Raw genomic sequence first — 21764 nt, 5'->3', positions numbered from 1 at the left:
TTCCCGGCGAGGTGTTCGATGACCGATGACGCGCTCACCTGGACGGTACCCGCGGGACCCGGCGACCTGCTGGTATCGGTCCAGCCGTGGACCCTGTTGCGCACCACCGGATTCCCGATCTCCCTCATCGAGCCACTGGCCACAGTGGACCGCGCGCTGATCGATCGGGTGCTCGCGGCCCACGACGCGGTGGCGGCGCTGCGCGCGGAGTTCCTTGACGGGATGTGGCCGCGGCTGGCCGACGCCGTGCGCGGTGTCGAGCCGAGGCAGCGCAGCCTGCGGGCGTTGCGCGCGTGCCGAAGACTCGTCCAGGAGAGCGCCGAGATCGACGACACCCGCGCCGAGCTGCTCACCGCGCTCGACTGCCGTGAGTGGACGCTCGCGTGGAACACCGCGGTCGCGGACCTGGCCGGTGCCGGACCGGCCGAGTTCGACTCGGCGCTGTCGGCCGCGTACGAGTACGTCGCCGCGATGGCGTCCGATGACCGCCTGCGGCACGCGGTGTTCGTGTCCAACCCCGGGTTCCACTCCGCGCTGGCCCGGCAGGAGCGGCCCGCCCGGCGCGACCTCGACACGGTGCACCGCTACTTGCGACGCCTGTGCACCAAGTGCGAGACCGTGTCGTTCTTCGGTCCGGTGCTGTTCGCCGACCTGCGTCCCGGGCAACCGGAACCGGTCGCGATCGACCCGCCCGGCCCGGAGCGGGTCGTCGTGGAGGCCAGTGCCTGGCTGGTGGAGGCGCTGGCGGACCGGGACGCCGCGGCGACCGCTCCGGAAGACCAATTGGCCTGGCGCAACCCGATGTTCCGGGCGCTGGACTCGGGGCAGGGCTTGGAGCACGTTAGGGACGGGCGCCGCTTCCGGGTGCGGGCGGAGGCCATGGCGCTGTGGTGCGACAGCGACGGCACACCGGTCGGCGCGCGGGCCCCGCACGCGCGCGCCCTGGGCCCCGCGCTCACGGTGGCACCGTGGCGCCTGCCCGCCACCGAACTGCACGCGCTCACCCGACTCGCCGAGGCCCGCCCCGACGGTCCGGCCGCCGACTTGGCCGCCCACCGCGACAAGTACGCCGCGGCGGGCTGGCCGGAGCGCGTCGCGCACCTGGACGCCGCCCGCGAGCTCGCCACCGAACTGGTGGGCGGCAGCGAACGCCACGCCGGACGGCACTACGCCGACCGGGGGTTGTTCCACGAGGACCGGTCCAGCCCGTACAGCGAGCGGGTCCACCTCGGGGAACCGGTGGTGCGGCGGCTCCGCGACGTCACCGCGGCGGTCTTCCCGCTGGTGTACCTCGCGGCGCTGCTCACCAGGGCGGACGCCCGCGACGTGCTCCGGGCCGAGCTCGACGGCGCCCCCGCGTCCCTGGCGGCGCTCGCGGCGCGCGAGTTGCCGGAGCGGACGCCGAGGCGGGACCGGCTCGCGGACCGGCTCCGCGAACTCGTGGCCGCCGAGGGGCCCGAGCTGACCGGGGCCGCGCTGGCCCGCGCGCTCGCCCCGTTCTGGGCCGACCCGGCCGTGCGGGACTGGGACGCCTGCCTGCCCAGCCCGGACTTCATGCTGGTGGGCGCCGACCCCGCGACCGCGACGTGGGTGCTCGCCGAACTGCACGACGACTGCAGCTCGATCTTCGGCGGCCTGGAACGGCCGCTGCACGGGGACCCGGACGGCCTGTGGGCCGGGTTCACCGAGCGGGTCGGCGCGGCCATCCCCGACGCCGAGTGCGCCACGATCGTCTCGCGGCGGCGCAGCGCCCACGTGACCCCGGAGCTGCCGGGGGCGTCGATCGAGCTCAGCGGCCTGTCCGCGAAGCCCCGGGCCGAGGTGGTCGCGATCGCCGAGGTGGCGGTCCCGGCGGCCGGGGACGCGGTGGAGGTCGACGGGACGCGCAGGCTCCTGTACCCCGGCGACCTGTCCTCCACGCTGCACCGGGCGCTGTCGCGGCCCGCCGTGGTGCCGGTGCCGGTCGACCTGGGCACCCACACCCCGCGGGTCACCGTCGACGGCGTCGTCCTCCAGCGCGCCCGGTGGCGGTTCACGCTGCCCGCGCCCGGCGCGGACCGGTTCGACCGCTGGCGCGCGCTCCAGCTCCTGCGCCGCGACCTCGGTCTGCCGCGCTACGTGTACGTCCGCCACCCCGCCGAGCCCAAGCCGCTGCACCTCGACTTCCACGACCCGCTCTCGGTGCTCGACCTGGCCCGCCTGCCCGCGGTCGAGGTGGTGGCCTCGGAGATGCTGCCGACCCCGGACCAGCTGTGGTGGCGGGTGGACGGGGCGGCGCACTGCGCCGAGCTGCGGACCGGGTTCGTGCTCCGGCGGGCGCCGTCCACGACCCCGACCCCTTCGACCGACCGCGCGGTGCGGGCGGATGACCCGACAAGGAGTGACCAGTGAGCGACACGACGACGCGAGTCGGTGACGCGTACGACAAGTCGGCCGGGAACTACAACGCGGCCATGTTCAACCCGATCGGCCGCAAGGTCGTCGACCTGCTCGACCTGGGTCGGGGCGAGCGGGTGCTCGACATCGGCTGCGGCCGCGGCGCGTGCCTGTTCCCGGCGGCGGACGCGGTCGGTCCCACCGGCCACGTACTCGGCATCGACCTGTCCGCGGAGATGGCCGCCCGCTGCGCCGAGGACGCCGCGGCGAGCCCCTTCCGGGACTGGGTCGAGGTCCGCCAGGGCGACATCCAGCGCCTCGCGCTCGACGAGCCGGTCGACGCGGTCACCGCGGGGATGGTGCTGTTCCTGCTGCCCGACCCGGCGGACGCGCTGCGCCGGATCGCCGCGGTGCTGCGGCCGGGCGGTCGGTTCGCGGCCACCACGTTCCCCACCCAGGACGGCGGGCTCGCCGCGGGCTGGGAGTCCGCGGAGATCATCGCCGACGTGCTCGGCGGCTACCTGCCCGCGGGCGTGGACAACCCGTGGACGCCCGTGCTCGGGGTCGGCGGCCCGCTCGCCGACGCCGAGAGCACGGCCGCCGCGGTGCGCGCGGCGGGCTTCAGCGAGGTCGAGGTCGGCACCGTCGACGCGGTGTCGCACTTCGACTCCGTCGACGCGTACATCACCTGGACCTGGAACATCACCACCCGGATGCTCTGGGACCTGGTGCCCGCGGACCGGCTCGCCGAGGCCACCGCGCAGGCCCGCGAGCGGCTCGCCGTGATCGCGGGCGCGGACGGGGCGGTCGACTTCGTCTGTCCCACCAGGACCATCCACGCCGTCCGCTGACCACCTCGGGGAGCACACCATGCGCGCTGACCTGATCCGCCCGCTGTCGGACCTGCTGGCCGGTCACGCCGCCGAACGCGGGGACCGGGTCGCCTTCGGCGACGCCGCCGGGGAGCTGACCTACCGGGAACTCGACCACCGGACCCGGTGCCTCGCGGCCGACCTGGGCCCGGAGCCGGGGGAACCGATCGCGGTCCTGCTCGGCAACCGGGTGGCCGCGGTCGAGGCGACCCTGGCCACCGTCCTCGCGGGCGGGGTCAGCGTCCCGCTCAACCCGAACTCGGGCGAGTCGGATCTCGCGCACGTGCTCGCCGACAGCGGCGCCACCACGGTCATCACCGACCACGCGCACCGTGCCCGGCTCGACCGGGTGGCCACCGCGGCGCGGGTGGTCGACGTCGACGCGTGGCACCCGTCCGGGGCGGGCGCGGGGCCGTTCGACGAAGAGTCCACTATGGACCGAGCGGCACTGCTGCTCTACACCTCCGGGACGACCGGGAACCCCAAGGGGGTGCGCTACTCGCTGCGGAGTTCGCTGTGGATGGCCGCGGCCTGCCACGCGCCGATCCTCGGGCTGTCCGACCGCGACGTCGTGGTGTGGCCGCTGCCGCTGTTCCACGGGCTCGGGCAGAACCTCGCGGTGTTCGGCGTCGTCGCGGTCGGCGCCACGGCGCGGCTGCTGCCCGGCTTCGGCGTCGACGACGTGCTCACCGCGCTGCGGGACCACCGGGCCACCGTGCTCGCGGGCGTGCCGACCACCTACCACCACCTGCTGGCCGGCGCCGACCGCACCGCCTTCCCCGAGCTGCGCCTCGGGTTCGTCGCGGGCTCGGCCAGCGGCGCGGACCTGGGTGGCCGGTTCGAGGCCGCGTTCGGCGTGCCGCTGGTCGACCAGTACGGCTGCACGGAGGCCGCGGCCATCACCACCAACTGGCCGACCGGCAGGCGGGTTCCCGGGTCGGCGGGTCTGGCGGTCCCCGGCGTCGGCGTCCGGCTGGTCGACCCGGACACCGGCCACGACGTGGCCGCCGGGGTCGAGGGGGAGGTCTGGGTCAGCGGTCCCAACCTCATGCTGGGCTACCACAACCAGCCCGAGGCCACCGCGGAGGTGCTGCGCGACGGCTGGTACCGCACCGGGGACCTCGCCCGCCGGGACGCCAACGGCTTCGTCACGATCACCGGGCGGCTCCGGGAGCTCATCATCCGCGGCGGGGAGAACATCCACCCCGTCGAGGTCGAGCAGGTGCTGCGAGAGTTCCCCGGGGTGGCCGACGCCGCCGTCGCGGGCCGACCGGACCCGGTGCTCGGGGAGGTCCCCGTGGCCTACGTGGTGCCGGAGGAGTCCGGGGTCGACGCCGCGGCGCTGCTGGCCACCTGCCGCGAACGACTGGCCTACCACAAGGTCCCCGTCGCGGTGTACCGCGTCGACGCCATCCCGCGCACCCCGTCCGGCAAGATCACCCGCCACCGCCTCGGCGACCTGCCCGCCACCCTCCTCGCGGACCGCCCCGACGACGCCGGGACGCCCGCGCCGGGGCCCACCGCCGGAACCGTGTCCGGCGACGACCTCGACGCCGTGCTCGACGTGGTCCTCGCCGAGGTCCGCGCGGCCACCGGGGCCACCGGGGTCGACCAGGACCGCCCGTTCGTCGAGCTCGGCCTGGGGTCGATGGCCGCGGTCGCCCTGGCGTCACGGGTGTTCGCCGCCACCGGTGTGCCGCTGCCCGCGACGGCCGTGTTCGACAACCCGACACCCGCCTCGCTCGCGCGGCGGATCGTCGAGCGGGCCACCGGTGCCCCCGCCGCCGGGTCCGGGTCCGGGTCCGGGTCCGGGGGCAGGGGCGGACGGCTCCGGGACCGCGACACCGAGCCCATCGCGATCGTCGGCATGGCCTGCCGCTACCCGGGCGGGGTCGGCTCCCCCGAGGACCTGTGGCGGCTGCTGGTCGACGGCGGCGACGCGATCGGCCCGTTCCCCACCGACCGGGGGTGGGACCTGGCGAACCTGCACCACCCCGACCCCGACCACCCCGGCACCACCTACACCCGCGAGGGCGGGTTCCTCGACGACGCCGCGGGCTTCGACAACGCCTTCTTCGGGATCAGCCCGAAGGAGGCCACCGCGATGGACCCGCAGCAGCGCCTCGCCCTCGAACTGTCCTGGGAGGTGTTCGAGCGCGCCGGGATCGATCCCGGCAGCCTCGCGGGCACCGCGACCGGGGTGTTCCTGGGCGTCAACGGGGGCGACTACCAGCGGCTCGGGCACGGCCTGCCGGAGTACGAGGCGCACCTCGGGTTCGCCACCTCGGCGAGCGTGCTGTCCGGTCGGGTCGCCTACGTGCACGGCCTGCACGGACCGGCGATCACGGTCGACACCGCCTGCTCGGCGTCCCTGGTCGCGATCCACCTGGCCTGCCGGTCCCTGCGCTCCGGCGAGTCGACCCTGGCCGTCGCCGGTGGGGTCACCGTCCAGTCCACCCCGGACGCGGTGGTCACCTTCGCCCGGCAGCGCGGTCTCGCGGCCGATTCCCGGTGCAAGAGCTTCTCCGCCGACGCGGACGGCACCGCGTTCGGCGAGGGCATCGGGGTGCTCCTGCTCCAGCGGCTCGGGGACGCCCGCAGGCAGGGCCGCCCGGTGCTGGCCCTGCTCCGGGGCAGCGCGGTCAACTCCGACGGCGCGTCCAACGGCCTCACCGCGCCGAACGGCCTCGCACAGCAGCAGGTGATCCGCCGGGCCGTCGCCGACGCCGGTCTCACCACGGCGGACATCGACCTGGTCGAGGCGCACGGCACCGGCACCACCCTCGGGGACCCGATCGAGGCGGGGGCGCTGCTGGCCACCTACGGCGCCGACCGGGAGACCCCGGCCTGGCTCGGCGCGGTCAAGTCCAACCTCGGGCACACCCAGGCCGCCGCCGGGGTCGCCGGGGTGATCAAGTGCGTGCTCGCCCTGCGGCACGGCCTCATGCCCCGCACCCTGCACGTCAGCGAACCCACCCGGTACGCGGACTGGTCGTCGGGCGGGCTGGCCCTGCTGACCGAGGCCCGCCCGTGGCCCGCCGCCGACCGGCCCCGCCGCGCGGGGATCTCCGCGTTCGCGATCAGCGGCACCAACGCCCACGTGATCGTGGAGGAGCCCCCGCACCGGCCGCCGACCCCACCGCGGGAGCCCGCCGACCCGCCGGTGGTCCCGGTGCTCGTCTCGGCCAGGAGCCGGGACGCGCTGCGGGGCCAGGCGCGCGGGCTGATCGAGGTCGACGCCCCGCCGCTGGACATCGCCCACTCGCTGGTCACGACCAGGGCCGCCCTGCCGTACCGGGCGGTCGTCGTCGCCGCCGACCGCGACGACCTGCGGCGCGGCCTCACCGACCTCGCCGAGCGCGGTGGCGGCGACCTGGCCGCCGCGGGCCGCCGGGTGGCCTTCGCGTTCACCGGGCAAGGCGCGCAGCGACCGGGCATGGGCGGTGGGCTCTACCGGGCGCACCCGGTGTTCGCCGAGGCGTTCGACGAGGTCGCCGCGCACTTCGCCGCCCCGCTGCCCGAGATCCTGTCCGGCGCGGTGGACCCGGACCTGGTCACCCGCACCGACCACGCCCAGCCCGCGTTGTTCGCCGTCGAGGTGGCCCTGTTCCGGCTGCTCGCGCACTGGGGGGTGCACCCGGACCACCTGGTCGGCCACTCCATCGGCGAACTGGCCGCCGCCCACGTCGCCGGGGTGTTCACCCTCGCGGACGCCGCGACCCTGGTGACCGCGCGGGGACGGCTGCTGGCCAGGCCGACCCGCCCCGGGGCGATGGTCGCCCTGCGCCTGTCCGCGGCCGACGCCGTCGAACTGCTCGTCGGTTACGAGTCCGATGTGGACATCGCGGCGGTCAACGGGCCGACGGCCGTGGTGATCTCCGGGGCCGAGCCCGCGGTCTCGGCGGTGGCCGACCGCGCGCGGGCCGCCGGGGTGAAGGCGACCCGGCTGGCGGTGAGCACCGCGTTCCACTCGCCGCTGGTGGACGAGGTCCTCGCCGAGTTCGCGGAGACCGCGAAGACCATCGCCTACCGGTCACCGGCTGTGCCGATGGTGTCCACGGTCACCGGCACCGCCGACGCGCCGTGGACCGATCCCGACTACTGGGTCCGCCAGATCCGCTCGACCGTCCGGTTCGGACCGGCCGTGGCGGCGCTGCGCGCGGCGGGTGTCGACACCGTCGTCGAACTCGGCCCCGACGCCGCGCTCACCGCCGCGGTCCACGAGACCATGACCGGCGCCGACCACCTCGCGCTGGCGCTGCTGCGCGCGGGGCAACCGGAACCGGAGACGCTGGTCACCGGTCTGGGCAGGCTGCACAACCGGGGAGTTCCCGTTGACTGGTACCGGTTCTTCGCCGGATCCGGTGCCCGGACCGTCGAGCTGCCCACCTACGCCTTCGAGCACCGCCGGTTCTGGATCGACCGCGCCCCCTCCCCGCGACCCGTCGTCGAGCAGGCCCCACCCGAGCCCGAGCGGGACCTGCGCGCGCTCGCCACGGACGAGGAGCGGCTCATCGCCCTGGTCGAGATGATCACCGCGGCGGCGGCCGGGGTGCTCGGGCACCGGGACGCCGCGGCGATCGACCCGGACGCGCCGATCGACGGCCTGGGGTTCGACTCGCTCGCCGCGGTGGAACTGCGCAACGAACTCGTCGCGCGCACCGGTCTCGACCTGCGGGCCACGCTGGTGTTCGAGCACCCCACCTTCGCGGTGCTCGCCGACGACCTGCTCACCCGGCTCGACGCCGAGTCCGCCGACCGCGTCGACTTCGCGGGCGAGGTCTGGCTGGACGACGACATCGTGCCCGCCGCGGAGGTGGTCACCGCGTCCGTCGAACCGCGCGACATCCTGCTCACCGGGGTGACCGGGTTCCTCGGCGCGTACTTGCTGCGCGAGCTGGTGCGCACGACCCGGGCCACCGTGCACTGCCTCGTGCGGGCCGAGGACGCCGCCGCCGGGCTGCGGCGCGTCCAGGAGAACCTGGACTGGTACGGCTTGGGGGCCGAGGTCGACCCGGCGCGCCTGGTCGTGGTCCCCGGGGACCTCGCGGAGCCGCTTCTCGGGCTGTCCCCCGAGGAGTTCGACGCGCTGGCCCGCCGGGTCGATGTCGTCTACCACGCCGCGGCGCACGTCAACGGTCTCTACCCGTACTCGGCGCTCCGGGCGGCCAACGTCAGCGGCACGAGGGAGGTCCTGCGGCTCGCCGCCCGGCACCGCACCGTCCCGGTGCACCACGTCTCGACCACCGGCGTGTTCTCCGCCGTCCGCGACACCGGGCGACCACTGTCCACATCGGACCAGACTGGCCCGCCGGAGGAGCTGTGGTCGGGCTACCGGCAGAGCAAGTGGGTCGCCGAGCAGCTCGTCGGACTGGCCAGGGACCGGGGGCTGCCGGTGTCGGTCCACCGGGTCGACGAGATCTCCGGCGACACCGCCACCGGGGCCTGCCAGCGCCACGACTTCGTCTGGCTGGCGATCAAGGGTCTGCTGCAGGCAGGCGCGGTGCCCTCGGGGTGCAAGGGCCGATTCCACCTCGTGCCGGTCGACCACGTCAGCGCCGCGGTGGTGGCGCTCGCCCACCAGCCGCCCGGCACCTACCACCACGGCAACCGGCAGCACCTGGGGTTCGACGACATGGTGGACTGCCTGCGCCGACTAGGCCACCACCTGACCGAGTTGGACTGGGACTCCTGGGTCGAGCGCGTCGCCGCCGACCGGGACAACGCGATGAACCCCATGCTCGCCGCGTTCGACGCCACCATCCACACCGCGGACAACGCCTACGTCACCGTCGACCTCACCGACACCGAGGCGGCGCTGGCCGACGGCGGCCCGGTGTGCCCCCCGATGACCGAGGAACTCTTCGCCCGCTACGTGGACTGGTTCACCCGGGTCGGCTACTTCCCCGCCCCGGTCCCCCGGGCCGCGGTCGAGCGGGTCCGCGGCGATGTCCACATCAGACCGGCCGTCCCCGGTGACCTCGACCCGCTCGCCCGGATCTGCCTGAACTCGTTCAACGAGGCCAACGCCGCGCTCGGCCTGCCGCCGGAGTGGGACGGGATCGACCAGGCCAAGGCGGTGATCCGGGAACGGCTCACCGCCCCCCGCTGCCGCTCGCTCGTCGCCGTGGACGGCGCGGGCGCGGTGCTCGGCTCGAACTTCGTCCTCCCCGGCGACGAGGTCGCCACCTGGGGCCCGCTCAGCGTCGCCCCGCACGCCCAGGGCCGCGGGGTGGGCAAGCACCTCATGGCCGCCACCTTCGACGCCATCGCCGACACCGGTCGCACCGGCGCGCACGTGGTGCAGACCACCGCGAACCTGGCCGTCTACCGGCTCTACACCTCGATGGGCTGTGTGGCCCGCGACGACTTGGTCGTCCTGCGCGGCCGGGTCACCGACCCCGACGCGGTCGGCGACTTCACGGTGCGCCCCATGCGGCCCGCCGACCTCGCCGCCTGCGCCGAGATCCACCGCACGGTCAACGGGTACGCCAGGGACTCCGAGATCGCCCTCGCCGCCCGAGGCGGCTTCGGCGGCGTCGACCCGCACGTGGTCACCGGCCCCGACGGCGTGGTCGTCGGCTACACCACCGGTCTGACGTTCATGGGCCACCTGACCTGTCTCACCGAGCCCGCAGCGCGCGCCCTCCACTCGGTCCTGAGCGGGTCCATGACCGACACCCCGCTGATCCGCGTCATGGCCCGACTCAACCCCGAGTTGCTCACCTGGGCCCTGACCACGGGCGACGTGACGATCAGCAGGCACGACACGGTCATCTCCCACGGCGACTACCGGCAACCGAGGACCGGTGTCTACTGCCCGGCCCAATCCCACTGAACCGGAGTGAACCCCATGTCCAGGATCATCGTGCTGTCCGGCAGCCCATCACCGGTCTCCCGCACCGCGTCACTCGCGGACCTGGTGGCGGACACCCTCCCGGACGCCGTCCACCTACGCCTGCGCGAACTCCCCGCCGCCCCCCTCCTCTCCGCCGACCGCGGTGACCAGGCGATCACCCGAGCCACCGAGAAGGTGGCCGCGGCCGACGGGGTGGTGCTCGTCACCCCGATCTACAAAGCCTCCTTCTCCGGCCTCCTCAAGATCTTCCTGGACCTCCTCCCCCAGGACGGTTTCGCGGGCAAAACCGTGGCGCCCCTCGCGGTCGGCCGCTCGATCGCACACCTCCTGGCCATCGACTACGGCCTACGCCCCGTCGTGCAGTCCATGTCACCCAAACAGGTCCTCCGCGGCCACTTCCTCCTGGAACAGCACCTGTCCTTCGACTCGACCGGCCGCTTGCGGATCGAGGAGGAGGGCCAGACCCGGGTCACGGAATCCCTCACCGAACTCCTCGACTCCCTCGCCCTCCACGCCACAAGACCGCGAGCCCTGACCGATCTCCCCGGGTGAACGCAGCCCGAAACGCCCGGTCGCATTCCTAGTCAGGACAGCCCGGTTTGCTCCCGACTACGCACCCTCAGAAGCAGCGGTCGGCGGCGGGCGTCCGGGCCCGGGCGTCATGCGCCCAGGCCCGGACGAGGTCGTGCTCAATCGAGCACGGTCAGGTCACTCCGGATCGCTGGACGCCACGGCAGAATCCCCTGATAGGGCAGGACTTCCTGCCCCGGAAGCACCACACCCGCCCAGTCGAGCGACCCACCGTCGTAGCCGGACACCGAGATCCGGCGGCCGATCAACGACGGATCGCCGCCTGCCGTCACCGTCGCGGTGACGATCGCCGTCGGGCCGCTCGCGTCGAGTTCGGTGACCGTCGCGTCGACCGTGGTTGCCGCGCTGTCGCTGATGGTGATCGTGCCGGTCGCCGCCGACGGCGGTGCTCCAGCGGGTGCGTGCGCGTTCACCGTGATCTTGCGGTCACCCTGGTCGAGGGTGCCCGTGACGTGGCGTTCGGGCAGACCGGCCCGACTGCCGGGAACGCCGCCGCGCGGGCCCGGCACCGGTGTGCGGACGGTGAGCGTGCTCTGCTCGAGCGCGAAGAACGGTACGTGCGCCTGCCCCGGGGCGACCGGCTCGCCCGCGAAGCCCCAGACGAAGCCGACGCGGTCCCCGTCGGGGCGGTCCGCGACGCTCAGCGCGACCGGGGCGCCGATCATCGGCAGGTCAGGGTTGTCCGGGTTGTCCTTCCAGGTGACGACGCCGTTGAGCACGGCGAGCGAGCCTGCCGCCGTCAGCCTGTCGATGGTGCCGCCGAACGCCGCGTGGAGGGTGCCGTCCGGCCGGGTGTGCACCGCCTGCCACCGGCCGTTGGCGCGCCACGGGTTTCCGGGCCGCGGCGTCGCGTGGGCGTCCAGGTCGAGGGTGATCGGGTCACCGGCCCACATCGGGAACCGGTCTCCGGGCAGCAGCCCGCGCCCGGAACCGCTGACGCCGACGGCCGTGGCCGGATCGGCAGCGGCCGCCGTGGTACCGCCCAGCAGCGGCAGGGCGGTGGCGAGCCCGACGGCGAGCGCGCACAGGCGTGATCGAGTGGTCATCGTGAATCTCTCCCCAGGGTCGTCGATGGAGTGGTAACACCGTTATAGGACGCCGGAGTTGAGAGTACGGAACGAAATTCTCAGCTGGCCGATCACACACCTTGGCCGCTCAACCGACGCGCCCATTGCGCCCGTCCGTCCGGGTCGGGGGCATAACAGATCAGGCGGGGTGAAACGTATACCTCCGGAGATTTCCGTTAACTGGCAAAGGTTTCCTGACCAGTCCGGATCGCTAGCATGGGTGGATCGACACTTCGGAGGCGGCATGTACCTCGCCCAGGTTCGCAGGCGCCCGTTACTCCTGATCGGCGCGCTGTTATCCACCGCCACGCTATTCTCCATGAGTGGCAACGCGATCGCCGCTCCCCCCGCCCCGCTCGAACACCAGTGGCAGTACGACCACTGGCCCCAGCAGCAGCCGTGGCAGCAGGCCCGGGACGGTGCGCGGGTCACGGCGCTCGACGGGTTACCCGGGCCGATCGACCCGCAGAACTGGGTCAACCCGGACCACATGACGTGGGAGCGGGACTACCGCGAGATCCCCGGTACGAACTGGGCCGACCCGGCGGTCAAGGGGTCGAAGCGCACGTTCAAGGGGGCGCTGGTCCTGCTGGACTACCGGAACCAGCCGTTCGTCGTGACGCAACCGGCGCATTCGACGGTGTTCGGCAACCCCGGCACCGAGGCGCACGACATCCCCCGCGCCCAGGTCGGGCAGTTCTACCAGGACTTCCTCAACAAGCCGGGCGCGCTCAACCGCGGCCACACGGTGCACGAGTACTGGATGGAGAACTCCGGTGGGCGCTTCGGCGTCGACCTCAAGGCGTTCGGGCCGTACACCGTGCCCGGCAAGGACCACGAGTACGGCATGGAGTTCCAGTCGGGCACGGCCTGCCCCTCCGGCGACCGGTGCACCCGCGATCTGCGCGCCGACGGCCGCGCGGCCTGGGTCGCCGCGGCCGGGTCGCAGGTGCCTGCCGGGTTCGACTTCGTCTACTACCTGTCCGCGGGCCAGGACGAGACCAGCACCTGGCAGGAGTTCGGCCCGATCAAGTTCGCGACCAAGGCGGACGTGCCCAAGGCGTTCGGCTCACCCGACCCGGCACTGCCCAACTGGGCGCGCACCCGCTACGTGGACTGGACGTCGTGGGCGTCGGCCTCGACGCTGTGGCCCAACGCGGTCAGCGGCTCGTCCACGCAGGCGGAGAGTTCGGGGCAGGGCGTGTTCGCGCACGAACTGACCCACATCCTCGGCATCGGCGACAACTACGGCAACCCGTTCGGAACCCCGCAACGCCGGGACTACTCGGGTATTTGGGACATGCTCTCCCGCGGCGCGTTCAACGGCCCGGGTGGCCCGCACTCCCGCTGGGTCGTCCCGGCCACCGCGGGCGCGTCGATGGGATCCCAGCACACGTTGCGCAACAAGCTGAAGCTCGGGTTCCTCGACGAGGCCAACGTCCTGCGCCTGTCCCGGGACGCCCTGGCCAAGTCCGGCGTGGTGATCGCCCAGGTCACCGCGCGCGAGGCGCAGGCGGGCAAGACCGGGCTCTCCGGCATCAACATCGTGCTCGACCGGGGCGACCTGTCCACCAGGTGCGACATCCGCACCAACCCGTACTGCGACGGCGGCGGCTACCAGAACTACACCGTCGAGGTCGTCGACCGGATGGGCTCGGACTCGTTCACCCCGGACTCCGGCGTCCTGCTCGCCAAGACGAAGAACACCGACGAAGCCCCGTTCACCTGGGTGGTCGACGCCAACCCGCAGGACATCGGCATGACCGACTACGTCCTGCCGAACGGCACCAAGGTCCCCATCACCCTCGGCGACTACCGCCAACTCTCCGACGCGCTCTTCCACGCGGGCACCAACTCCGGCAGCCAGTACGAATACGTCGACCAGGCCAACCGCCTGCACTTCTACATCCTCGACATCAAACGCGACGACAAGGGCATCCTGTCCTACACCGTCGCCATCCGCTCACTCAGCGGCGCGGGCCCGCAGAAGCGCGGCGTCCAGGTGCAATCCACATCCGCAAACCCTGCCCCGGACGGCGTCGCGACCTGCGCGTTCCCGTTGTCCAACACCGGCACCGGCGCCAAGCCCGCCGGACAACACCCAGAAGACGTCAGCGCCTACCTCAACGGCGACGTCTACCGCGTCACAGCCAAAACCGACAACTCCGAGTGGACTGTCGCCGTACCCAACGCACTGACCACAGCACAGTTCGGCGAGACCGTGCGGGTTCCAGTGCACGCGAAGCGAAACAGCGGCTCCGGCCAAACGACAGTGACCTTCACCGCCACCTCGGAAAGCAACACCACCGCCACAGCAACCACCACCTGCACCATCAACGGCTAGCGAGATCCGGGGGTGGGCCCTCGTACCCACCCCCGGATCTGCTCGACCGGCGGTCTCAGAGCGTGGAACCGTTCACAATCGGTCGGTGGTGTGACCGGTAGTAGTTCGACCAACTCCGCCTGCGGAACCGGTTAGCTGATGGGTGCGCCGGACACGGGTTTGCCGACCACTGCGGGCGAGCACACCCGCCAACCGAGCGACTTGTAGAGCCCGCGCCCCTGTGGGCTGGCCAGCAGCAAGCCGGTGGTGGCGCCGAGCCCACGGCCCGCCTCGGCGAGCGCGCCCATGATCGTGCTGCCCAGGCCGCGGCGTTGGTGCGCGGGCTCCGTGCTGACCATGTCGACGATCCCGTCGGTTCCGACCACCGCCAGATATCCGCGCGCGGCGATCTCGCCGGAGGCGTGCACCGCCACGGCCGTGGCGACGTCCCGCTCGACCGTGACCTCCACCGCGTACCCCTCCGGCGGCCCCGGGTACGGGTGGACCGCCAGGTCCGCGGACATCAGGGACTCATCGGGCAGCGTGGTGAGCCCGGCCGTGCGCATGATCTGATCGACCTCGTCAGGCCGGGAGGTCATCACCGTCAGCCACACCGGCACATCGGCGCCCACCGCGCGGTCCACCAGCGAGCGCACCGAATCGAGGTCGTCGGGGGTCAGCGAGATCAGTTCGGTCTGCCGGTGCGGCAGCCTGATCTCGACCGACAGCCCACCAGGTAACGGGATCGCGGGGTCGAACCCACGGGAAGCGCCCCAACCGCGCTGCCAGCGCTCGACCAGCTCGGGAAGGGAGGTAGCGATCTCGGTCACCACCCCAGTCAACCAAACGGGCGGCGTCACACGCCAACGACTTCATGCGCGGTCGGCCTCGATGTGGACCTGTGGTGCGCCGGTCCTCGTGAACTGATGACCGCCGCGTCAACTGCACCGCCCAGGCGTTCCGGGTAGTGCTCATGACGTCCGGGCGGTGCGGTTGACATTCCGTTGCCACCTCGACACCACGCCGGTGGCCTACCTGCGCCGCGTCCGACTCGGCTGCGCCCGCCCCAACCTGCGGGCCGCCACACCCGGCCAGGACACCGTCACCCGGATCGCCGCCCGCTGGGGCTACGGCCACCTGGCGTGTTCGCAACCACTGATGCTCGTGGTCGACGATGTCGACTCGTTCGAGTGGTTGACGTGTGTCGGGTTGGCGCACTTGTGGACGCGTCTTGTCGAATGGCTGTGGCAGTGAGGAGTCGTCACGGTCGTGGCGCGGTCCGCTGTGCGATGGAGGTGTGCGGTGAGCCCGATCGATGAACGCGGGTTGCGCGAGCTGATGGTCGAGTCCGATGACCTGCAGTCCGACGCGATGCGCACGGCCGAGCGGGACCTCGATGACTATGTCGAGGCCGTGCTGGAGACCCACTCGGGACGAACCGGCTCACGCGATCCCGGCGGGATGTGGCCCGGTTGGGGCAAGACCGGTCTGGTCGCCGGGTTGGCCGGTGCGGGCACGCTGCTCGCCGCCGGGCCCGCCGCGGCCACCACTGTGGACGTGCAGGCGCTGCAGACCGCGGCGAGTCTGGAGAACCTGGCGGTCTCGACGTACAAGACCGCGTTGACGTTGCCGTTCATCGGTGGCGCGGACGCCAACGCCGTGGTCAAGGCGTTCGCCGAGAAGACGATGGCGCAGCACACCGAGCACGCCGAGGCGTTCAACGGCGCGGTGGCCAAGCTCGGCGGCAAGGCGCAGAACGACCCGAACGCCAAGTACGCCGCGGTCGTGCAGAAGGCGGTTCCGACGATCAAGGGCGCGGGTGACGTGGTCGCGTTGGCGATCAGCCTGGAGGACGTCGCCGCGCAGACCTACGCCAAGAACGTCAGCCAGGTCTCCACCCCCGAGCTGCGCCAGCTCTTCGCCGGCGTCGCCGGCGTGGAGGCGCAGCACAAGGCGATCCTGCTCGCGGTCAAGGCGCTGGTCGACGGCGGCGCGCCGCAGTTGATCGCACTCCCGCCGGACGCCGCCAAGCTCCCCGACGCCGCGGGCAGCGTGGGCTTCCCCGACGCGTACTACCCCACCGACAAGGCTTCGCCCGTCGAGGAAGGAGCGGTCAAGTGAGCACCGACAAGCGCCCCGAGATGCAGATCAGCGAGCGCGAGCTGGCCGCGATGACCCGGGACCTCGACGAGTTGCACGAGTCCACTTTCCCCGGTGTGCGCAAGCTGCTCGACGAGTTCTCCGCCAACCTCGCCCACCTCACCCGCGGTCGCGCAGCGGGCCGCCGCGGTTTCCTGATGGGCGTCGGTGGTGTCAGCGCTCTCGGGCTGGCCGCCTGCTCCAGCAACGACACCGGTTCGTCGAACAAGACCACCACCGCCGCGCCCCCGGCCACGACGGCCGCGGCGACCTACGAGGGTGACCTCAAGGTCGTAGCCTTGGCCGCGGCGCTGGAGAACCTGGCCGTGACCGCCTACACCGGCGCGCTCGACGCGGCGGGCAAGGGCACCCTCGGCACCGTGCCGCCCGCGATCGGTGTCTTCGTGCAGACGGCGATGAAGCAGCACAAGGACCACGCGGGGGCGTGGAACGGGGTCCTCAGCAAGGCGGGCAAACCCACCATCACCGACGCGCCGCTGTCCATCACCGCCGACCAGGTCAAGGCACTCGGCGCGGCGAAGTCGGTGCCGGACGTGGCCAAGCTCGCCCTCGACCTGGAGAACGCCGCCGCGCAGACCTACACCTTCGCCACGGCGAACGTGACCGACGCGGGCGGCATCATGACCGCGGCCACCATCCAGCCGGTGGAGGCCATGCACGCGGCCATCCTGAACTTCGTCCTCGGCCAGTACCCGGTCCCGGACGCCTTCATCGGCGTCGACAAGGCCGTCAAGCCCGACGCGCTCATGCCGAAGTAGACACCGGGATCCCTGGTCTGGGTCGATACACGGTCGTCCGACTGAATACAGGTCCTTTGTGAACAGTCGCACCCAGAGCCTGACCGCCCCCGACGTGTCAACGCACGAAACGCGGCGAGGCGCCGGGATCGCGCCACCTGCCTGCGCCCGGGCTCGCGAAGCGCCGACCGCCTGATCGGTCGCTGGAGTCGTCGGGGCGGACGGCGACACAACACCGGCCCGGACAACACGAGGCGACTCCGACCGATTACACCACGTGGTCGAGGCGGGCAATGTACCCCGACCCGGTTGCCCCCGACTGTGCACCCGACGTCGCAGCACGGGAGCCCTCTTGAGCGATCGCTCAATCGTGCTCTAGTCTCCTGCTCGAGCGTTTGAGCGAACGCTCAATACCTGGGGGTGGGGCGTGGAGCGGACCGCTGTGGTGGTCGGTGGTGGCATCGGCGGGTTGGCCGTGGCGGTGGCGCTGCGGGCTCGTCGGTGGCGGGTTCGGGTGTTGGAGCGCGCGCCCGGGGTCGACGAGGTCGGGGCCGGGATCTCGCTCTGGCCCAACGCCATGCGGGCGTTGCGGGTGATCGGGCTTGACGAGCTGGTGCGGGACGTGGGGGTTGTCGAGTCCGGGGGCGGGGTTCGCGATCGGGACGGTCGGTGGTTGTCGCGGGTGGACAACGCCGAGTTGGTCCGTCGCCACGGGCATCCGTTGGTGGTGTCGCATCGGCGGGATCTGGTGCGGGTTCTGGCGGACGCGCTGCCTGACGGGGTGGTCATGCCGGGGTGTCGGGTCGTCGACGTGCACAACGGTGACCGGCGGGTCGTCGTCGACTACGTGGCGGAGCACCGGGGCGTCGAGGACTCGGTCGAGGCGGACGTGGTGATCGGCGCCGACGGTGTGCGCAGCACGGTGCGTGGGCTGTGCCTGCCGAACGCTCCCGAGCCGCGCTACACCGGTCACACCGCGTGGCGGGTGGTCACCGACCCGCTGGACGAGCCGCTCGAGTCGGCGGCTGTGGTGTGGGGGCGCGGTGCTCGGTTCGGCTACACCGCGCTGCCCGGCAACCGGGTGTACTGCTTCGCCGCGGCGTCCTTCGACGAGCCGCAGGGGGCGGTTGTGGGCAGGCCGCTCGATCGGTTCGCGCGCTGGCCCGACCCGATCCCCCGGTTGCTCGACGCGGCGCCGCCGACGCGCGTGGTGCAGCACGACATCTACGACTTACCGCCGCTGCGCTCGTTCACCCAGGGCCGGATGGCACTGCTCGGCGACGCCGCGCACGCCATGTCCCCCGCTCTGGGCCAGGGCGCCTGCCAGGCGTTGGAGGACGCGGTCGTACTCGCCGACTGCCTCGACCACGACCCGGTCCCGTCCGCGCTGACCCGCTACGACCACCGCAGGCGCCGACGCGCGCAGCTGGTGGCCCGCCGCTCGGCCCGGCTCTCCACGGTGTCGCACTGGTCGGGTCCGTTCGGCGCCCGCACCCGGGACGCCGTCACCAGGGCCCTGCCCGAGTTCGTGACGATGGCCTCGATGGCACGCCTCCTGCGGTGGACCCCATCGCGGACGTGGACCGAGACGTCACAGGTCCCTGATGCCTGACTGGACCTATCACCCGTTGCGCCCGATCGCGGACGCCGTGCTGGGGGTACGGCGATCGCGGCTGGTGGCGCTGCGCGCCCTCGCGGCCGTCGGGCGGTTGCCCGGCGGCCGCGGGGTGGTCGCCCGGGCACTCGGCCACCGGCACCCGCCCGCGCACCTGGCCGGGTCCATCGCGGGAATCCCCATCCGGGTCCGGTTGGGCGCGGTCGTGCCGCCGAGCGTCGCCGTGCCCGCGGTGCGCGCGTTGCCACTGGTCGGCGCCGGGCTGCTCGAGATCGCACCGGTCGGCCCAGGCGACGTGGAGACCGTGCGGGCGGCGGCGCGCGGCCGGCGGGTGCCCGTCATCGTGCGGACGGACGACCCCGAGGTCGCCGCCGCCCTGGTCGACCACGTCGACGGCGTCAAGGCGAGTTGGCCGGTCACCCACACCGCCGACCCGGACACCACCGACGCCGCGACCGCGCTGACGGGGTCGGACGCGATCGTCCTGGCCCGCCCGGAAGTCCTGCTGCACGCCGGACCCGGCTGGTACGGCAGGGTCATCGAAGCCGCCACCCCGACCTCTCCCCCGTCGACCACCATCGGCCGCAACCCGCTGCGGTGGCCGCCGTGGTGGTGGGGCGCGCTGGTCGGGCTGGGCATGGTCGTCGCGGGCCTCGGCGCCGCCGCGATCACGCTGGGCCCGGTGCTGCTCTGGTACGACCGCGACCTGCTCGGCACCGACCTCGCCGGGCTGCACGCGGTCAACCACCACCTCGTCGGCTTCCTCCAGCACGACCGGATCACCATGGCGGGCACCATGGTCACGATCGGCGTCCTCTACACCGCCCTCGCCCTCGGCGGCCTGCGCCGCGGCCACCCGTGGGCGCGCGATGCGTACGCGGTCTCCGGCTGGATCGGGTTCAGCACGCTGGTCTACTTCATCGGTCTCGGTTTCGTCGAGCCGCTGCACACCGCGGTCGCGGTCGTGCTGTTCCCGATGTTCCTGGCCGCCACGCTGCCCCGCACCGACCCTCCACAGTGGACAACTCCGCCGACCGCGCGGGAACGGGAGCGGCGGTGGGCGCTGGTCGGGCAGTTGCTGCTGGTGGTGACCGGCATCGGGTTGTTCATCGGCGGCGCGGTGGTGTCGCTGGTCGGGCTGTCCGATGTGTTCGTCGCCAGCGACCTCACCTACCTCGGCGTCGACGCGGGCACCCTGTCCGACCGGCTGGTGGCGTTCGTCGCCCACGACCGGGCCGGGTTCGGCGGCGCGTTGCTGTCCGCGGCCGTGGCGATCACGCTGCTGTCGGCCTGGGGGTGGCGGCCGGGCGCGGTCTGGGTGTGGTGGTCGCTCGCCGTCGCCGCGGCGACCGGGTTCCTGCCCGCGGTGCTGGTGCACAGCGGCATCCACTACACCGACTTCTGGCACCTGGCCCCGGTCTACGCCGGGATCGGGTTCACCGCCCTGGGCTTGGCGCTGTCCTACCCGTACCTGTGCGCGCGTGGCACTACGGTGGTGGCATGTCGGACACCAGGCAACGCCTGATCGATGGCGCGGTGGCGACCATCCGCGACCACGGCATCACGGGCGCCTCGGCCCGCGCCATCGCGGCGGCGGCCGGGGTGAACCAGTCGTTGATCTTCTACCACTTCGGCAGCGTGCACCAGCTGCTGCGGGAGACGTGCATGGTGGCGACCCGGTCGCGGGTCGCGCTGTTCGCCGAGCGCCTCGACAGCGTCACCGACCTGCGCGAGCTGCTGGCCCTGGGCCGCGACCTGCACACCGCCGAGCGCGACGCGGGCAACGTCACCATCCTGGCGCAGCTGCTCGCGGGCGCCCAGGCCGACGCGGAGCTGGCCGAGTCGACCGCGGCGGCGCTGCTGCTGTGGATCACCCCGGTCGAGCGGGCGCTGGAGCGGCTGCTGGCCGACTCGCCCGTGGCCGAGGTGCTGGACACGGCCGGTCTGGCGCGGGCCGTGTGCGCGGGGTTCGTCGGGTTGGAGCTGTTCGAGGGGGTGGACGCGGCGGGCGCCGAGGCCGCGCTCGACGCGCTGGACCGGATGGCGGTGCTGCTGGAGGTCATGGACGACCTCGGCCCCGTCGCCCGCCGCGCCCTGCGGTCCAAGGTGCGCAAGACCGCGGAGCGGAACCGTTAGTCCTTCGGCAGCAGCACCGCGAGCACGACCGGCACGACCAGCAGGGCGACCATGCACCAGAACGCCGTGGCGAAGCCCGCCGCGGAGTCCCCGGACAGGGTCAGGGCAACCGCCGCCCCGGCTCCGCCGAGCGCGCCGCCGAGCCGCATGGTGACCGCGCTGATGGTGGCGATGCGCGGGACCTGCGCGGGGTCGGGCAGGCTCCGGTAGATCGCCGCGGACAACGGGATGGTGACCGAGGTGAGGCCGATTCCGCGCAGCACCAACGCGATCACCAGCACCGTGTCGTCCGGGTCCCGCGCCGCCGCGGTGAACGGCAGCGTGCCCAGCAGCGTGAGCGCCAGGCCGCCCAGCATCACCGGGCGGGCGCCGAACCGGTCGGCCAGCGAGCCGACGACGAATCCCGCGATGCCGATGCCGACACCCTGCGGCGCGAGCAGGGCACCGGCGGCGGTCGCGCTGAGCAGCAGCGGGACCTGCCCGTAGAACAGCCACCGCCAACCGGACGTGTCCACCACCGCGCCCGCCACGACCGGCGCGAACACCGGTGCGAGCGAGGACGGGGTGGCGAGCACGCCGAACGCCCGGCCCGCCCGCCGCGGCCCGGCGGCGCGGGTCAGCACGACCACCGCCACCATGCCGATCACCCCGCCCGCCAGGCCCTGGAGCACGCGGAAGGCGATGAGGCTGCCCGGCGACCAGGCCAGCCCGCACAGCACCGACGCGACCAGGAAACCGCCGAGGCCGGCCAGCCAGGCGGTGCGCGCGCCGATCCGGGCCTGCAACCAGCCCGACGCGGGCACGGCGGCGCAGTTCGCGAGCAGGTAGCCGCCGGTGCCCCACTGGAGGGTGCCGGTGTCGGCGCGCAGCTCCGCGCCGATGCTCCCGATCGCGACGACGGTCAGGGTGGAGTCGGCGACCGAGACGAGCACGCCGAGCACCACCGCGAGCCCGACCCGCAGCAGCGCCGCGTCCATCCGGACCTTCGGCTCGTCGACCGCTTGCGTTCGCTGAGTCATGTCCGCGGG

14 protein-coding genes are annotated in these 21764 nt (G+C 73.0%); 11 read left to right on the top strand and 3 right to left on the bottom strand.

Annotated features, from left to right (window positions below; translation table 11 throughout):
• Positions 1 to 18: 18 nt before the first annotated feature.
• From CLV40_RS16720 to ssuE, 4 genes are read left to right on the top strand one after another with little or no spacing between them, the layout of a single operon-like run.
• Entirely contained in the window at positions 19 to 2391 is a 2373-nt protein-coding gene (locus CLV40_RS16720) for a lantibiotic dehydratase (RefSeq protein ID WP_104479855.1), read from the top strand.
• The gene (locus tag CLV40_RS16715) at positions 2388 to 3227 is read left to right on the top strand and encodes a class I SAM-dependent methyltransferase (protein ID WP_219824003.1); all 840 of its coding nucleotides are present in this window, start codon (positions 2388 to 2390) and stop codon (positions 3225 to 3227) included. Before CLV40_RS16720 ends, CLV40_RS16715 begins: the two co-directional genes overlap by 4 nt.
• 19 nt (positions 3228 to 3246) lie before the next feature.
• The gene (locus CLV40_RS16710; RefSeq protein WP_104479854.1) at positions 3247 to 10086 is read left to right on the top strand and encodes a type I polyketide synthase; all 6840 of its coding nucleotides are present in this window, start codon (positions 3247 to 3249) and stop codon (positions 10084 to 10086) included.
• A gap of 15 nt (positions 10087 to 10101) precedes the next feature.
• Positions 10102 to 10659: an NADPH-dependent FMN reductase gene (ssuE, locus tag CLV40_RS16705; RefSeq protein WP_104479853.1), complete on the top strand. Its 558-nt coding sequence runs from the start codon at positions 10102 to 10104 to the stop codon at positions 10657 to 10659.
• Between the two features lie 137 nt (positions 10660 to 10796).
• Here the strand turns inward: ssuE and CLV40_RS16700 are convergent, their stop codons facing one another.
• Positions 10797 to 11744: a hypothetical protein gene (locus CLV40_RS16700; RefSeq protein WP_104479852.1), complete on the bottom strand. Its 948-nt coding sequence runs from the start codon at positions 11742 to 11744 to the stop codon at positions 10797 to 10799.
• Between the two features lie 265 nt (positions 11745 to 12009).
• On the opposite strand from CLV40_RS16700, the gene CLV40_RS16695 reads away from it, so the two are divergent.
• Entirely contained in the window at positions 12010 to 14109 is a 2100-nt protein-coding gene (locus tag CLV40_RS16695; protein ID WP_181043550.1) for a M6 family metalloprotease domain-containing protein, read from the top strand.
• A gap of 131 nt (positions 14110 to 14240) precedes the next feature.
• Here CLV40_RS16695 and CLV40_RS16690 read toward each other — a convergent pair whose 3' ends face one another.
• Positions 14241 to 14918: a GNAT family N-acetyltransferase gene (locus CLV40_RS16690; RefSeq protein ID WP_146108066.1), complete on the bottom strand. Its 678-nt coding sequence runs from the start codon at positions 14916 to 14918 to the stop codon at positions 14241 to 14243.
• A gap of 157 nt (positions 14919 to 15075) precedes the next feature.
• On the opposite strand from CLV40_RS16690, the gene CLV40_RS16685 reads away from it, so the two are divergent.
• The 6 genes from CLV40_RS16685 to CLV40_RS16660 all read left to right on the top strand — a co-directional run bounded on the left by CLV40_RS16685 (position 15076) and on the right by CLV40_RS16660 (position 20736).
• On the top strand, positions 15076 to 15342 hold the full coding sequence (locus CLV40_RS16685; RefSeq protein WP_245931336.1) for a helix-turn-helix domain-containing protein: 267 nt from the start codon (positions 15076 to 15078) through the stop codon (positions 15340 to 15342).
• A 48-nt stretch (positions 15343 to 15390) separates the two neighbouring features.
• Positions 15391 to 16209, top strand: coding sequence for a ferritin-like domain-containing protein (locus CLV40_RS16680; protein ID WP_219824002.1), 819 nt, complete (start codon positions 15391 to 15393; stop codon positions 16207 to 16209).
• Complete coding sequence (locus CLV40_RS16675; protein WP_219824001.1) at positions 16206 to 17006, top strand: ferritin-like domain-containing protein; 801 nt, start codon at positions 16206 to 16208, stop codon at positions 17004 to 17006. Before CLV40_RS16680 ends, CLV40_RS16675 begins: the two co-directional genes overlap by 4 nt.
• 406 nt (positions 17007 to 17412) lie before the next feature.
• Positions 17413 to 18597 carry an FAD-dependent monooxygenase gene (locus tag CLV40_RS16670; RefSeq protein ID WP_104479848.1) on the top strand — a complete coding sequence of 395 codons (1185 nt, stop codon included), beginning with the start codon at positions 17413 to 17415 and terminating at the stop codon, positions 18595 to 18597.
• A complete protein-coding gene (locus CLV40_RS16665; RefSeq protein WP_104479847.1) occupies positions 18590 to 20125 on the top strand; it encodes a hypothetical protein in 1536 nt (511 codons plus the stop codon). The genes CLV40_RS16670 and CLV40_RS16665 overlap by 8 nt, the downstream gene beginning before the upstream one ends.
• Positions 20101 to 20736, top strand: coding sequence for a TetR family transcriptional regulator (locus CLV40_RS16660; RefSeq protein WP_104479846.1), 636 nt, complete (start codon positions 20101 to 20103; stop codon positions 20734 to 20736). The genes CLV40_RS16665 and CLV40_RS16660 overlap by 25 nt, the downstream gene beginning before the upstream one ends.
• Here CLV40_RS16660 and CLV40_RS16655 read toward each other — a convergent pair.
• The gene (locus tag CLV40_RS16655; RefSeq protein ID WP_104479845.1) at positions 20733 to 21755 is read right to left on the bottom strand and encodes an MFS transporter; all 1023 of its coding nucleotides are present in this window, start codon (positions 21753 to 21755) and stop codon (positions 20733 to 20735) included. The two genes, CLV40_RS16660 and CLV40_RS16655, sit on opposite strands and share 4 nt — an antisense overlap.
• Positions 21756 to 21764 lie beyond the last annotated feature (9 nt).

This window comes from Actinokineospora auranticolor (assembly GCF_002934265.1).
GTDB lineage: Bacteria > Actinomycetota > Actinomycetes > Mycobacteriales > Pseudonocardiaceae > Actinokineospora > Actinokineospora auranticolor.
Note: the sequence above shows the minus strand (reverse complement) of the source record. Positions and strands in the feature narration are given on the sequence as shown.

Excerpts from the sequence above, each read along its gene's own strand:
- CLV40_RS16665 (WP_104479847.1), top strand. The coding sequence starts at position 18,590 with ATGCCTGACTGGACCTATCACCCGTTGCGCCCGATCGCGGACGCCGTG.
- CLV40_RS16660 (WP_104479846.1), top strand. The coding sequence starts at position 20,101 with ATGTCGGACACCAGGCAACGCCTGATCGATGGCGCGGTGGCGACCATC.
- CLV40_RS16695 (WP_181043550.1), top strand. The coding sequence starts at position 12,010 with ATGTACCTCGCCCAGGTTCGCAGGCGCCCGTTACTCCTGATCGGCGCG.
- ssuE (WP_104479853.1), top strand. The coding sequence starts at position 10,102 with ATGTCCAGGATCATCGTGCTGTCCGGCAGCCCATCACCGGTCTCCCGC.
- CLV40_RS16655 (WP_104479845.1), bottom strand. The coding sequence starts at position 21,755 with ATGACTCAGCGAACGCAAGCGGTCGACGAGCCGAAGGTCCGGATGGAC.
- CLV40_RS16710 (WP_104479854.1), top strand. The coding sequence starts at position 3,247 with ATGCGCGCTGACCTGATCCGCCCGCTGTCGGACCTGCTGGCCGGTCAC.
- CLV40_RS16720 (WP_104479855.1), top strand. The coding sequence starts at position 19 with ATGACCGATGACGCGCTCACCTGGACGGTACCCGCGGGACCCGGCGAC.
- CLV40_RS16700 (WP_104479852.1), bottom strand. The coding sequence starts at position 11,744 with ATGACCACTCGATCACGCCTGTGCGCGCTCGCCGTCGGGCTCGCCACC.